1 protein-coding gene (cut by a window edge) is annotated in these 16,265 nt (G+C 62.4%); it reads left to right on the top strand.

Annotated features, from left to right (window positions below):
- A protein-coding gene (locus BK667_RS13990) for a non-ribosomal peptide synthetase (RefSeq protein WP_123597951.1) crosses the window boundary here: on the top strand, positions 1-16,265 show its 3' portion. Its footprint begins 14,575 nt before the window's first position; only the last 16,265 of its 30,840 coding nucleotides appear in the window; the start codon falls outside the window, past its left edge; it ends in the stop codon at positions 16,263-16,265.

The raw sequence follows: 16,265 nt of genomic DNA, 5'->3' as shown, positions 1-16,265 counted from the left end.
TGCGTGCGGCGGCGCGGCCGGATGCGGTGGCGCTGGTGTTTGAAGATCAGTCGCTGACCTATGGCGAACTCAATGCCCGGGCTAACCAGGTTGCTCATCACCTGATCGGATTGGGCATTCGCCCGGATGATCGGGTGGCGATCTGTGTTGAGCGTGGTCTGGAGATGATGGTCGGTTTGCTGGGGATTCTGAAGGCTGGCGCGGGTTATGTGCCGCTGGACCCGGCGTATCCGCTGGACCGGATTACCTACATGCTGGAGGACAGCGCGCCGGTTGCGGTGTTGGCTCAAGCCGCGACTCGGTGGTTGCTGGATGCTGTCGTCGTGCCGGTGGTTGATCTGGATGGCGGCAGCTGGCAGGGCGAATCCGTCGCCAATCCGTTGGTGGCGGGATTGACGTCTGCGCATCTGGCTTACGTGATTTACACCTCGGGTTCGACCGGTCTGCCGAAGGGCGTGATGGTCGAGCACCGCAACGTCGCCCGGCTGTTCTCGGCGACGGCGGCATGGTTCGACTTCGGCCCGCAAGACGTCTGGGCGTTGTTCCACTCGTTTGCGTTCGACTTCTCGGTCTGGGAAATCTGGGGTGCGCTGACCCATGGCGGGCGTTTGCTGGTGGTGCCGCAACTGGTCAGCCGTTCGCCGGCGGATTGTTATGCGCTGCTGTGCGAAGCCGGCGTGACGGTGTTGAACCAGACGCCGAGTGCGTTCCGTCAATTGATTGCGGCCCAGGGCGAGAGCACGTTGAGCCACAACCTGCGTCAAGTGATCTTCGGCGGTGAAGCCCTGGAAACCGGGATTCTCAAGCCCTGGTATGCCCGTTCGCAGAACGCACAAACGCAACTGGTCAACATGTACGGCATCACCGAAACCACGGTGCACGTGACCTATCGGCCACTGACCGCCGCCGATGCGTTATTGGTCGGCGTCAGCCCCATCGGCGGGCGTATTCCCGACTTGCAACTGTACGTGCTCGACCCTCAGCGCGAGCCAGTCCCGGTCGGTGTGGTCGGCGAAATGTACGTCGGCGGCGCCGGTGTGGCGCGGGGTTACCTGAACCGTCCCGAACTCAATAGCGAACGCTTTATCCCCGACACCTTCAGCGGCCGTGCCGAAGCGCGGTTGTACCGCACCGGCGACCTCGGTCGCTGGTTGGCGGACGGCACCGTCGAATACTTGGGGCGTAACGATGACCAAGTGAAGATCCGCGGTTTCCGCATCGAACTGGGTGAAATCGAAGCGAAACTGGCAGCCTGCGACCACGTGCGTGAAGCCGTGGTCATCGCCCGGGAAGACGAACCGGGGGACAAACGCCTGGTCGCCTATGTGATCGCCGATCAGGACGCGCAGTTGTCAGCCGCTGATTTGCGCACGCAATTACTCAATTCGTTGGCCGAGTACATGCTGCCGAGCGCCTTTGTGATGCTGGCCGCGTTCCCGCTGACCACCAACGGCAAACTCGACCGCAAAGCCTTGCCGGCCCCGGATTCAGCGGCGTATGCCAGTCGCGAATACGCCGCCCCGCAAGGCGAGATCGAAAGCACCATCGCCGGAATCTGGCAGGACCTGCTGAAGATCGAACAGATTGGCCGACACGATAATTTCTTTGAACTGGGCGGGCATTCGCTGCTGGCGGTGAAGTTGATCGAACGCATGCGCCAGGTTGATCTGGCCGCCGACGTTCGTGTCCTGTTTGGCCAACCGACCCTGGCAGCGCTGGCCGCTGCCGTGGGCGAACAAACCGAAGTGCTGGTACCGGCGAATAAAATCCCCTCGGATTGCCAACGCATCACCCCGGACATGCTGCCGCTGGCCGACCTGGATCAGCCGGCCATCGACCGCATCGTCGCTACGGTGCCGGGCGGTGTTGCCAACGTGCAGGATATTTATGCGCTGGCACCGTTGCAGGAGGGGATTTTGTATCACCACCTGGCGGCGACCCAGGGTGACCCGTACGTGCTGCAAGTGTTGTTCGCTTTTGACGATCGTGAGCGCGTGGACGCGTTTGCCCAGGCCTTGCAGAGCGTGGTGTCGCGCAATGACATCCTGCGCACCAGCATGGTCTGGCAAGGGCTGGCCGCACCGGTGCAAGTGGTATGGCGCCGGGCGCACATGGTGGTCGAGGAAGTCGCGACCGATTCGGCGGCGGGGGATGTGGTGCAGCAACTGCACGCTCGTTTTGATCCGCGCCACTATCGACTGGATATCGCTCAGGCCCCGTTGATGCGGCTGGCCTATGCGCAAGACCCGGCGAATAACCGTTGGGTCGGCATGCTGCTGTTCCACCACATGGCGCTGGACCACACGGCCCTTGAAGTGGTGGTGCATGAAATGCAGGCCAGCCTGTTGGGCCAATCGGCGCAACTCGGCGCGGCAGTGCCGTATCGCAATCACGTGGCGCAGGCCCGGTTGGGCGTGAGTCGCGAGCAACACGAAGCCTTCTTCCGCGAGATGCTCGGCGATATCGACGAGCCGACACTGCCCTTCGGCTTGCAGGATGTGCAGGGCGATGGCAGCGGGATCGAAGAACAACATCAGATGGTCGATGCGGCGTTGGCTCTGCGTTTGCGGGTGCAAGCGCGGCAGCTTGGCGTCAGCGCGGCGAGCCTGGTTCACCTGGCCTGGGCGCAGGTCGTCGGTCGGGTTTCGGCACGTGAAGAAGTGGTGTTCGGCACCGTCCTGATGGGCCGGATGCAGGGCGGCGAGGGCGCTGATCGGGCGCTGGGCATGTTCATCAATACCTTGCCACTGCGGGTGAGCGTAGGCGCACAAGGTGCACGCGCCGGGGTCAAGGCGACCCATGCGCAACTCTCGGCATTGCTGGGGCACGAGCATGCCTCGCTGTCCCTGGCCCAGCGTTGCAGTGGCGTACCGAGTTCGTTGCCGTTGTTCAGCACCTTGCTGAATTACCGGCACAGCGCCGGTGAAGCGGTGTCGGATCAGGCGGTTTCGGCCTGGCACGGGATCCAGACCCTGAGCATGGAAGAGCGGACCAACTATCCGTTGTGCCTGAACGTGGACGATCTGGGCGAAGGCTTCATGCTCACTGCGCAAGCGGTGGCTGAGGTGGGGGCGCAGCGGGTTTGCGACTATATGCATTCAGCGCTGGACGCGTTGGTGGCGGCGTTGGAGAACGCGCCTGAATCGCCGTTGCGTGAGCTGTCGATCATGCCGGTGGCGGAACGTGAACAGGTGTTGGTGGCGTTTAATGCCACTGAAGCGGCTTATCCGTTGGAAGAGACGATTCATGGGTTGTTTGAGGCGCAGGTTGAGCGCACGCCGGATGCTGTGGCGGTGGTTTATGGCTTGGAGCGCTTGAGCTATCGCGAGGTGAATGAGCGGGCGAACCGGTTGGCGCATTACCTGCGCGGGCAGGGGGTGCGGCCGGATTCGCGGGTGGCGATTTGTGTTGAGCGTAGTGCTGAGATGGTCGTTGGGTTGCTGGCGATTCTTAAGGCTGGGGGTGGTTATGTACCGCTGGATCCGGCTTATCCGCTGGATCGGATTGCTTACATGCTGCAGGACAGCGCGCCGGCCGTGGTGTTGGCGCAGGCTGCGACGCTTGGGTTGCTCGCCGAGGCTTCGATGCCGGTGATCGATCTGGATAGCGGCATTTGGCAGGACGAATCCGTCTCCAATCCTGTGATTGAAGGGCTGACTTCAGCGCATCTGGCGTATGTGATCTACACCTCGGGCTCCACCGGTTTGCCGAAAGGCGTGATGATCGAACACCGCAACACGGTGAACTTCCTGACCTGGGCGCATCGTTCATTCGATAACACCACGTTGGCGAAAACCCTGTTCTCGACCTCGCTGAACTTCGACTTGGCAGTCTACGAGTGCTTCGCGCCGCTGACCTCGGGCGGCAGCATTACTGTCGTGAAGAATGTGTTGGAACCACAACACGACATCACCCTGATCAACACCGTGCCGTCAGCGCTCAAAGCCTTGCTGGAATCCGGCGGACTAAGTGCCAACGTGCACACGGTCAACGTCGCCGGCGAAGCACTCAAACGCAGCCTCGTGGAAACACTGTTCGCGCAGACCCAGGTTCAACGCCTGTGCAACCTCTACGGCCCTTCGGAAACCACAACCTACTCAAGTTGGGTCTCGATGGACCGCGAAGACGGTTTCGCCGCCCACATCGGCAAACCCGTGGCCAACACCCAGTTCTATTTGCTAGACGAACATCAGCAACCCGTACCACTGGGCGTCCCAGGCGAAATCTACATCGGCGGCGCCGGCGTGGCGCGCGGTTATCTGAACCGCGACGACCTCACCGCCGAACGTTTCCTTGACGATCCATTCAGCACAAACGGCCGGATGTACCGCACCGGCGACTTGGGCCGCTACCTGCCCGACGGCAACATCGAATACCTCGGCCGCAACGACGACCAGGTCAAAATCCGTGGCTTCCGCATCGAGTTGGGCGAGATCGAAACCAAACTCGCGCAACACGCCGACATCCACGAAGCCGTCATCCTGGCCCGCGAAGACGTGCCGGGGGATAAACGTCTGGTCGCGTATTACACCGCGCAAGACGTGCTGGACATCGACCTGTTGCGCCGTCACCTGCAAACCCAGCTCCCGGACTACATGATCCCGGCCGCCTACGTACACCTCGACGCCTTGCCGCTGACTCCCAACGGCAAACTCGACCGCAAGGCCCTGCCAGCGCCGGACCTGGATGCCGTCATCACCCGCACCTACGAAGCTCCGCTCGGTGAAGTCGAAATCGCCCTGGCGCAGATCTGGCAAGACTTGCTCGGTGTGTCGCAAGTCGGGCGTCAGGATCAGTTCTTCGAACTCGGCGGCCATTCGCTGCTGGCGATCCAGCTGATTTCCCAGGTGCGATTGCGCCTCGGGGTGGAACTCGGTCTGACTGACCTGTTCGCCCAGCCTGAACTCGCCGCCCTGGCGCAAGCCGTGGCCCAGGCCAGTCGCAGCACCTTGCCGGAGATCGTTACGGTCTCTCGCGATGAAGACTTGCCGTTGTCCTTCGCCCAGCAGCGCCTGTGGTTCCTGGCACAAATGGAAGGTGGCAGCGCGGCGTATCACATGCCCGCCGGTCTGCGCCTGCGTGGCACGCTGGACACTGACGCCCTGCAACGGGCGCTGGATCGTATCGTTTTCCGTCACGAAGCCCTGCGCACCACCTTCGTCCAGACTCAGGGCGAAGAAGCGCTGCAGCGTATTGCGCCGGCGGATTGTGGTTTCGCTCTACGTCAGCAAGATTTGCGTGGCCAAGCCGATGCCGAGGCGCAACTGCAACGGTTGGCGGCGGAAGAGGCCGGCGAGCTGTTCGATCTGCAACACGGCCCGTTGATTCGTGGCCGACTGATCTGCCTGAATGCCCAGGACCATGTGCTGCTGGTGACCATGCACCACATCGTTTCCGATGGCTGGTCGATTGGCGTGCTGACCACCGAACTGGCGGCGCTGTACGAAGCGTTCCGCCATGGCCTGGACGATCCACTGCCGGCGCTGGCTGTGCAATACGCCGATTACGCCGTGTGGCAGCGCCGCTGGTTGAGCGGTGAAGTGCTGCAAACCCAGAACCGCTACTGGCAACAAACCCTGGCCGACGCGCCGGCGCTGCTGATGCTGCCGACGGATCGTCCACGCCCGGCCCAACAGGATTACGCCGGGGCCGCGATTCCGCTGGCCTTCGACGCCGCCCTGACCAGCGGCCTCAAAACCCTGAGCCAACGCCACGGCACCACGCTGTACATGACGCTGATGGCCGGTTGGGGATTGCTGCTCAGCCGCCTCACGGGTCAAGACGAAGTGGTGATCGGTTCGCCGGTGGCCAACCGTTTGCGCGCCGAAGTCGAAGGTTTGATCGGTTTCTTCGTCAACACCCTGGCGGTGCGCGTCGATGTCTCGGGCGCTCCGAATGTTGAAACCCTGCTGGCCCGGGTCAAGGGCCAGACCCTCGGCGCCCAGGCCCATCAGGACCTGCCGTTCGAGCAAGTGGTGGAAGTGCTGAATCCGGTGCGCAGTCTGGCCCACAGTCCATTGTTCCAGGCCATGCTGTCATGGCAAACCGCGAGTGGCGCTGAACTGGTGCTGGGTGAACTGAAACTTGAAGGTTTGGGCGTGGCCAACCACGTCGCGAAGTTCGACTTGTCGCTGGAACTGGGCGAGGTGCAAGGGCAACTGTTTGGCAGCCTGGAATACGCCACGGCGTTGTTCGATGAATCCACCGTGCAGCGCTTCCTCGGTTATTTCGAACGCGTATTGCGTGGCATGGTGGCTGACGATCAGGCGCAGGTTGACCGCATCGAACTGCTCGATGCCGGCGAGCGTCAGCGTTTGTTGGTCGAGCTCAATCCCACCCAGACGCCGTACCCGCACGACAAAACCATCCACCAGTTGTTTGAAGCCCAGGCCGAAGCCCAGCCGGACGCCATCGCGGTGGTGTTCGATGGCGAGCAAATGAGCTACGCCGAACTCAACCGCCAAGCCAACCAGATGGCCCATCACCTGATCGGGTTGGGCATTCGCCCGGATGATCGGGTGGCGATCTGTGTTGAGCGTGGCGCGGAAATGTTGGTCGGTTTGCTGGCGATCCTCAAATCCGGTGCCGGTTATGTGCCGCTGGATCCGGCCTATCCGGCTGAACGGCTGGCTTACATGCTCAGCGACAGCACTCCGGCGGTGCTGCTGACCCAGCGTGCATTACAAGCGAATTTGCCAGCGCTGGACGTGCCGGTGGTGTTGCTGGATAAAGCCGAACGCATCGTCGATGGCTATGACGACAACCCGGTGATCCTGTCCCTCGGCGTGCGCCATCTGGCCTACGTGATCTACACCTCGGGTTCGACCGGCACACCGAAAGGCGTGATGATCGAACACCGCGGTTTGGTCAACTACACCCTCGACGCCATTCGTTTGTTCGGCCTGACAAACACCGATACCGTGCTGCAACAGAACACCCTGAACTTCGACTTGTCGGTGGAAGAGATCTTCCCGGCCCTGATCGCCGGCGCGACATTGGCCCCGAGCCGCAGCATCTTCGGCACCTCCCAGGACACTGTCCGCCCAACCTTCCTGCACCTGACCGCCGCCCACTGGCACACCCTCGCTGCCGAATGGCACTACAACCCGGCGTTGGCCCAGGAGCAGTTGCGCGACGTACGCCTGATCAACGTCACCGGCGACGCCTTGTCCACGCAAAAACTGCAAATGTGGGAACAGATCCGTCCGGCCCACACGAAACTGGTCAACACCTATGGCCCAACCGAAGCCACGGTGTCCTGCACCGCGAGCTACGTGACCTTTGAAGCGCTGAACAGCAACGCCAGCATCGGCACACCGATGGCCAACACCCGCATCTACCTGCTCGATGCGCATCTTCAGCCCGTGCCGTTCGGTATCACCGGCGAGATCTACATCGGCGGCGACGGCGTGGCGCGGGGTTACCTGAACCTCGACACAATCACCGCCGAACGCTTCCTCGCCGATCCGTTCAGCCGCGTACAAAACGCCAGGATGTACAAAACCGGCGACCTCGCGCGCTACCGCCCGGACGGAGGCCTCGAATACCAGGGCCGCAACGACTTCCAGGTCAAAGTGCGTGGGTTCCGTATCGAACTCGGCGAGATTGAAGCCAAACTGGGCGACTGCACCGGCGTGAAAGAAGCTGCCGTGATCGTCCGCGAAGACGCTCCGGGCGATAAACGTCTGGTCGCATATGTGGTCCCTCACGCCAATACCCTCCTGACCGCCGCCAACCTGCGCGCCCAACTCGCGCCGCTGTTGGCCGAATACATGCTGCCCAGCGCCTTCGTCAGCCTCGAAGCGCTGCCCCTGACCCCCAACCGCAAACTTGACCGCCAAGCCTTGCCAATTCCGGACGCGTCGGCTTACGCCAGCCGCAGCCACGAAGCACCACAAGGCGCGACAGAAATTGCCCTCGCACAGATCTGGCAAGACTTGCTGAAAGTCGAGCAAGTCGGTCGTCACGATCACTTCTTCGAACTGGGCGGTCACTCGTTGCTGGTCATGCGCCTGATTTCGCAAGTGCGCCAGCAACTGGGCGCAGAGATGAGCCTGACCGACGTCTTCGCCCACCCCAACCTGATCGCCCTGGCGCAAGTCCTCTCGCACGCCGCGCAAAGTACCCAGCCAGACATCGTCCCGGTATCCCGCGACCAGGCCTTGCCACTGTCCTTCGCGCAACAACGCCTATGGTTCCTGGCGCAACTGGAAGGCGCGAGTGCGGCGTATCACATTCCCACCGGCCTGCGTTTGCGCGGCGAACTGGACAACATTGCGCTGACCCGCGCCCTCAATCGCATCGTCGCCCGTCACGAAGCCCTGCGCACGACGTTCGTGCAGGAACACGGCCGGGACGCGGAGCAACGCATCGCCGACGCCGACTGCGGTTTCGCCTTGCAATTGCATTCGCTGGCCAAGCACCCGGAGGCCGAAGCCGAGCTGTTGATCATGGCCGCCGAAGAGGCGCGTCAGGCGTTTGATCTGGAGCGTGGTCCGCTGATTCGTGGCCGATTGGTGCGCATGGCCGAAGACGACCATGTGTTGCTGATGACCATGCACCACATCGTCTCGGACGGCTGGTCCGCCGACGTGCTGACCCGCGAACTGGGCATGCTGTATGAAGCGTTCCGCACCGGTGACGAAGATCCGCTGCCGGAGCTGTCGGTGCAATACGCCGACTACGCGATCTGGCAACGCCTGTGGCTCACCGGTGAAGTGCTGAACCAGCAGGAAGTCTACTGGCAGCAGGCATTGACCGGCGCACCGGCATTGTTGACGTTGCCGACTGACCGAGCACGTCCGGCGCAACAAGACTATTCCGGCAGCGCCGTCGGCCTCGCACTCGATGAAACCCTGACCCAGGAACTCAAGGCCTTGAGTCAGCGCCAGGGCACCACGTTGTTCATGACGGTCATGGCCGCCTGGGCCACGGTGCTGAGTCGCCTGTCCGGGCAGAGTGACGTGGTCATCGGCACACCGGCGGCGAATCGCCTGCGTGCCGAGGTTGAAGACATGATCGGTTTCTTCGTCAACACCCTGGCATTGCGCGTCGAGGTGTCGGCGGATCTGACGGTCGAAGCCTTGCTGCAACAGGTAAAAGCCCAGACCCTCGGCGCCCAGGCGCATCAGGATTTGCCGTTCGAACAGGTGGTGGAAGTGGTTCGGCCAGTGCGAAGCCTGTCCCACAGCCCAGTGTTCCAGGCCATGCTGTCGTGGCAGAACACCCAAAGCGCTGGCCTCGAACTGGGCGACATGACCCTGCAAGGCCTGGGCGTGACCAGCCGCACCGCGAAGTTTGATGTGTTGCTGGACATGGCGGAAATCGGCGGCCGACTGTTCGGTTCGCTGGAATATGCGACGGCGCTGTTTGACCAGGCGACGATGGAACGCTACCTCGGTTACCTCGAATGCGTGCTGCGCGCCATGGTCGCCGACGAACACACTGTTCTGGCGCAGATCCCGTTGCTGGGAGACGAGGAGCGTCAGCATCTGCTGAATACCTTTAACAGCACCGCCGTCGAGTATCCGCAGGGTCTGACCTTGCACGGGTTGTTCGAAGCGCAGGTGACTGAGCATCCAGACGCCATCGCCGTGACCCATGACAACCGTCACTGGGCCTACGCGGAACTAAACCGCCACGCCAATCAGATTGCCCATCGTTTGATCGAATTGGGCATCCGCCCGGACGACCGTGTGGCGATTTGCGTGGACCGCAGCCTGGAAATGGTCGCGGGCCTGCTGGGGATCCTCAAATCCGGCGCCGCTTATGTGCCGCTGGACCCGGATTACCCGGCCGATCGACTGGCCTACATGCTGGAAAACAGTGCTCCCACCGTGGTCCTGACCCAACATTCGTTACGGGCCAGCCTGCCGGCGACAAACGCACAGATTTTGCTGGTAGATGGCGACGGCTTCTCGACGCAACCGAGCACCGATCCTGTCGTAGAAGGCCTGAAATCTGACAATCTGGCCTACGTGATCTATACCTCGGGCTCCACCGGGATGCCTAAAGGCGTGATGAACGAACACGGTGGGGTGGTCAACCGCCTGCTGTGGATGCAGGACGAGTATCAACTGACCCCGGCGGACGCGGTGCTGCAAAAAACACCGTTCAGTTTCGACGTGTCGGTCTGGGAATTCTTCTGGCCGCTGTTTACCGGGGCACGCCTGGTGATGGCGCGGCCGGGCGGTCACCGCGAGCCGGCGTACCTGCGCGAAGTCATCCAAACCGAAGGCATCACCACGCTGCACTTTGTCCCGTCGATGTTGGATGTCTTCCTGGCCGCTGGCGATGTCGGCGACTGCAAAGGTCTGGTGCGGGTGATGTGCAGCGGCGAGGCACTGCCGGGGCAACTGGTGCGGCGCTTCAAGATGCAACTGCCGGGCACTGAGCTGCATAACCTCTACGGTCCGACCGAAGCCGCTGTGGATGTCACCGCGTGGAACTGCGCCGGTCCCGACACACCGGACAGCACGCCGATTGGCAAACCGGTGGCCAACACCCACATCTATCTGCTCGATGCCTGCCAGCAGCCCGTGCCGTTGGGCGTGGCGGGGGAGATCTACATCGGTGGCGTTCAAGTCGCACGGGGTTATCTGCACCGTCCGGAACTGACGGTCGAACGCTTCATCAGTGACCCGTTCAGCCAGGAATCGAATGCGCGGATGTACCGCACCGGCGATCTGGGTCGCTATCTGGCAGACGGCAATATCCTGTACCTGGGTCGCAACGATGATCAGGTCAAGATTCGCGGTTTCCGCATCGAACTGGGCGAGATCGAGGCCCGTCTGACCGGGCATCCAGCGCTGCTGGAAGCCGTGGTCATCGCCCGCGAGGACGAGCCCGGCGACAAACGCCTGGTGGCCTATTACACGTTGCAACTGCAAGACCAACCAGTGGACATCCAGGCCCTGCGTGCGCATCTGCACATGCAACTGCCGGAATACATGGTGCCGGCCGCCTACGTGCGCCTCGACGCGTTGCCCCTGACACCGAATGGCAAACTCGACCGCAAGGCGTTACCGATGCCGGACCTGGATTCAGTGGTCACTCATGGCTATGAGGCACCGCAAGGCCCTGTCGAAACGACCCTGGCACAACTGTGGGCCGAGTTGCTCAAGGTTGAGCAAGTCGGTCGTCACGATCACTTCTTTGAACTGGGCGGTCACTCGTTGCTGGCGGTCACGCTGATCGAACGTATGCGTCAGGTCGGGTTGAGTGCGGATGTGCGGGTGCTGTTCGGTCAGCCGACACTCGCCGCATTGGCGGCAGCAGTGGGTGGCGGAATGGAGATCGTGGTGCCGGTCAACGGCATTACCCCGGATTGCGCGCGCATCACCCCGGACATGCTGCCGCTGACCACGTTGTCTCAAGAGGAAATCGAGCACGTGGTCGCGCGAGTCCCCGGCGGCGTGGCGAATGTGCAGGACATCTACGCACTCGCTCCGTTGCAGGAAGGGATTTTGTATCACCACCTGGCGGCGCAGCAGGGCGATCTTTATCTGCAACAGGCGTTATTCAACCTGGCGGATCGTGGGCGGCTGGATGCCTTCGTCGAGGCGTTGCAGGGCGTGATCGGTCGCCACGATATCCTGCGCACCGCCGTGCTCTGGGAAGGATTGCGCGAACCGGTGCAAGTGGTCTTGCGCCAAGCACAGCTGATTGTGGAAGAGTGCGTTGTCGAACACGGCGACGTCTCTGCACAACTTCGCGAACGTTTCGATCCAAGCCACTACCGACTCGATGTGCGCCAGGCACCGTTGATGCGTCTGGCCTGTGCCTATGACGAAGCCCATCAGCGCTGGGTTGCCTTGCTGTTGTTCCACCACATCGCCCTCGACCACACCGCACTGGAGGTGATCCAGCACGAAATGCAGGCCTGGTTGCTCGGTCAGCAAGCTCAATTGGGCGAGGCGGTGCCGTACCGCAACTATGTGGCCCAGGCTCGACTCGGCATGAGCGAAAGTGCGCATGAAGCGTTCTTCAGCGACATGCTCAGCGACATCAAGGAACCCACTTTGCCGTTCGGCCTGCACGATGTGGAGGGTGACGCTACCGGTGTCGAGCAAGCGCAGTTAGTGGTGGAAGAAGGCTTGAGCCGGCGTTTGCGAGCCCAGGCCCGACAGTTGGGCGTCAGCGCGGCGAGCCTGCATCACCTGGCGTGGGCACAAGTGGTGGCGGGGGTGTCCGGTCAGGAAGACGTGGTGTTCGGCACTGTTCTGATGGGCCGGATGCAGGGCGGCGAGGGTGCCGATCGTGCCCTGGGCCTGTTTATCAATACCTTGCCGCTGCGGGTCGATGTCGGCAACGTGGGCGCGAAAGCCGGCGTGAAGGCAACACATACACGCCTCGCCGCATTGCTGGGTCACGAACACGCGTCCCTGGCTTTGGCGCAACGTTGCAGTGGCGTGGCGGCACCGGCGCCGCTGTTTAGCGCGTTGCTGAACTATCGACACAGCGCCACCCAGGTCACCAGCGAGGCGCAATCAGCGTGGAGCGGGATCGAAGGGTTGGGCGGTGAGGAGTGGAGCAACTATCCGCTGTCGCTGAACGTCGACGACCTCGGCGAACCGTTCGTGCTCACGGCGTTGGTGGTGGTGCAGATCGGCGCCAAACGGGTTTGCGGCTATATGCATGCGGCGCTGGAAAGCCTGGTCGATGCGCTTGAACGCACACCTGAGGCACCGCTGCGCAGCCTGTCGATCCTGCCGTTGAGCGAGCGTCAGCAACTGCTGGTCGAGTTCAACGCCACCGATTCGGTCTATCCCCACCAACAGACGGTGCACAGCCTGTTCGAAGCCCAGGCTGCGGCCCGCCCCGAGGCGATTGCCGTCGAACATGCCGGGCAGCAACTGACCTACGGGGAGCTGGAATCGCGGGCCAATCGCCTGGCGCAGTACATGCGCGGGCAAGGTGTCACGCCCCAGGCGCGGGTGGCGATTGTGTTGAATCGTTCGTTCGACCTGATCGTCAGCGAACTGGCGATCCTCAAGTGCGCTGCCGTGTATGTGCCGCTGGATCACCATGCACCTCAGGATCGCCAGCGCTTCATGCTGCAAGACAGCGCCGCGACATTGATCCTGACCACCAGCGACCGGGTCGTCCCCGAAGGCACGTTGCGAGTGGATCTGGATACGCTGCAACTGCCGGATGAGTTGCCCGCCACCGCAGCGGTCCAGGCCAGCGATACCCCGGCGTACATCATGTACACCTCGGGTTCCACCGGCCAACCGAAAGGCGTGATCGTGCCGCACTTGGCCATTGGCCGATTGGTGATCAACAACAGCTTTGCCGATTTCGGCGAACGGGACCGCATGGCCTTCGCCTCGAACCCGGCATTCGACGCCAGCACCATGGAAGTCTGGGGCGCGCTGCTCAACGGCGGGCGGATCGTGGTGATTGATCACGAAGCCTTGCTCAATCCGCCTCGGTTTGCCGAGGTGCTGACGGACTCGGGCGCCACGCTGCTGTTCCTGACCACGGCCATGTTCAACCAGTACGTGATGCTGATCCCGGACGCCCTGGCACGCCTGCGCATCTTGATGTGCGGTGGCGAACGCGCAGACCCAATGGCGTTCCGCCGCATGTTGGCTCATGCACCGGCCCTGCGTTTGGTGAACGGCTACGGCCCGACCGAGACCACGACCTTCGCTACCACGCAAACGGTGACTTCGGTGCCGGAAGGCGCGGTGAACATTCCCATCGGCCGACCGATTTCCAACACCCGGATCTACATCCTCAACGGGGCCGGGCAACCGGTGCCGGTCGGGGTGGCGGGGGAAATCCATATCGGCGGCGTCGGTGTGGCCCTGGGGTATTTGAATCGGCCTGAATTGACCAAGGAGAGCTTTATCATCGACCCATTCAGCGACACCACGGGGGCACGCCTGTACCGCACCGGTGACCTCGGGCGCTGGTTGCCCGACGGCAGCATCGAGTACCTCGATCGCAATGACGGCCAGGTGAAAATTCGCGGTTTCCGCATCGAAATCGGCGAAATCGAGGCCCGCCTGCACCTGTGCGACGGCGTGCGCGAAGCCTGGGTGATGGCGCGGGAAGACAGCCCTGGCAATAAGCGCCTGGTGGCTTACTACACCGTGCAGACGCCGGGTGAAACCGTGGATGCCGAGGCATTGCGCCGGCAGCTGCAATCGTTGTTGCCGGAGTACATGATCCCGGCGGCGTATGTACGGCTGGAGGCGCTACCGTTGACGCTGAACGGCAAAGTCGATGTCCGCGCGCTGCCGGCTCCAGAGGCTGATGCCTATGCCAGCCGCGACTACGAAGCCCCGCTGGGCGACCTGGAAACCAGGTTGGCCGGGCTGTGGGCCGAGGTGCTGAAACTGGAGCGGATCGGCCGTCACGACAACTTCTTTGAGATGGGCGGCCATTCGCTGCTGGCGATCCGCTTGATCGGTCTGTTGGCACAGGCTGACCTGAGCGTGTCCCTGGCCGAGTTGTTCCAGCATGAAAGCGTCGCCTCCATGGCTTCGCTGCTTGAGGCACGCAGCGGCGAGGCATTGTCACCGCCGGGGATTCTGCCGGTGCGTGAGGCGGGGACGAAAAACCCGCTGTTCCTGGTGCATGAGTTCAGTGGCCTTGACGTCTACTTCCCGGCGTTGGGCAAGCATATTGATCCGGATACGCCGGTCTACGGCTTGCCGGGTATTCCCTGGGGCGAGGAGCAGTTGCAGACCATGGAATGCCTGGCGACCCGCCTGTTGGGCATCATCCGTTCGGTACAACCGCAAGGGCCGTACCGCTTGGCCGGGTGGTCGTTCGGTGGGGTGCTGGCTTACGAGATCGCCATCCAACTGATCGGCCTGGACGAGAAGGTCGAATTCCTCGGCCTGATCGATACCTACCTGCCGCGTTTGGTGGATCAGGGCCGGGCGCGCTGGTCGCCGGTCGATGCGCATAAAGTGCATTTGCTGGATCGTTGCGAAGTGTTCTGGAAAACCCAGGCGTCGGACGTCACATCGGTCCTCGCGAAACTGGCCCGATTACAGGTGAACACTTTCGACTTTGATGGGCTGGTGCAGCATTGCGCCGACGAAGGTCTGCTGCCTGCGGAACTGGCCGACTACAGCGCCGCACAACTGTGGCAATACCTGGATCGCGAGGTGGCGCACGGTCATGCTCTGGCCCACTACACGGTGTATCCGGTCAGCGCGCCGGTGCACTTGTTCATTGCCGAACAACCCAAGGAAGATGCGCCCGCGCATTCCGGTTATCTGGGCTGGGACGCTGTCCTGCCGAAGACGCAGATTCAGTGCGTCACGGTGCCCGGTGATCACCAGACGATGATGCAGGCGCCGCATATCCAGACACTGGCGAAGTTTATCGACGAGGCGCTGCACACTGCCGCGTCACGCCCGGCAGCCGTGGCATCGAAGACGGACTACCAACCGCTGCTGACCATTCAGGGCGGGCGCTCCGGGCAGGCGCCGATCTTCTGTGTGCCGGGTGCGGGTGACAGCGTGACCGGATTTATCGGCCTGACCGATGCCTTTGGCCCGGACTGGCCAATCCACGGTCTGCAACCCCGTGGGCTGGATGGCACCACCGTGCCTTACAGCCTGGTGGAAACCGCTGCCGAGGCTTATCTGGAAGCGGTTGAGCGGGTGCAACCCGAAGGGCCGGTGCACTTGCTCGGGCATTCCTTCGGCGGCTGGATCGTGTTCGAGATGGCGGCGCGTTTGCGGGCCAATGGCCGTGACGTGGCTTCGCTGACATTGATCGATAGCGAGTCACCGGGCGGCAACGGTGTGGTCGGCAAACCCTATACCGCAACCGGGGTCCTGAAGCGCTTGATCGAAGCGATGCAACTGGCGTCCGGCAAGTCGCTGGGCATCGATGCCACCGCCTTCAGCACTCAGGACGATGCCGGGCAGATGCGCATGCTGCACGCCGGCATGGTACGCGCCGGGATGTTGCCCCAGCGTTCGGCGGCGAACGCCATGAACGGACCGGCGCGGGCCTTCGGCACGGCGCTGCGCACGATCTATCAACCAGAACATCAATACACCGGCCCGGTGCGCCTTGTGCTGGCCAATGATCCGACCCTGGACACGGCTGGTAACAAACGCGAGCAAGAAGAAATGATCGAAGGTTGGCGCAAGCATGTACCCAATCTCAGTATCTGGTACGGTCCGGGCAACCATTTCACCATCCTCAAGGCACCGCACGTACACAACCTGGCAGCCTGGTGGCAGGACAGCCTTCCGATACTCGATGAGGAGGCCGCCAATGACTACGTCTAG

The sequence above is a fragment of the Pseudomonas frederiksbergensis genome, from assembly GCF_003732705.1.
GTDB classification, from domain to species: Bacteria; Pseudomonadota; Gammaproteobacteria; order Pseudomonadales; family Pseudomonadaceae; genus Aquipseudomonas; species Aquipseudomonas frederiksbergensis_F.
This window is presented reverse-complemented; position numbering and strand designations above follow the sequence as displayed.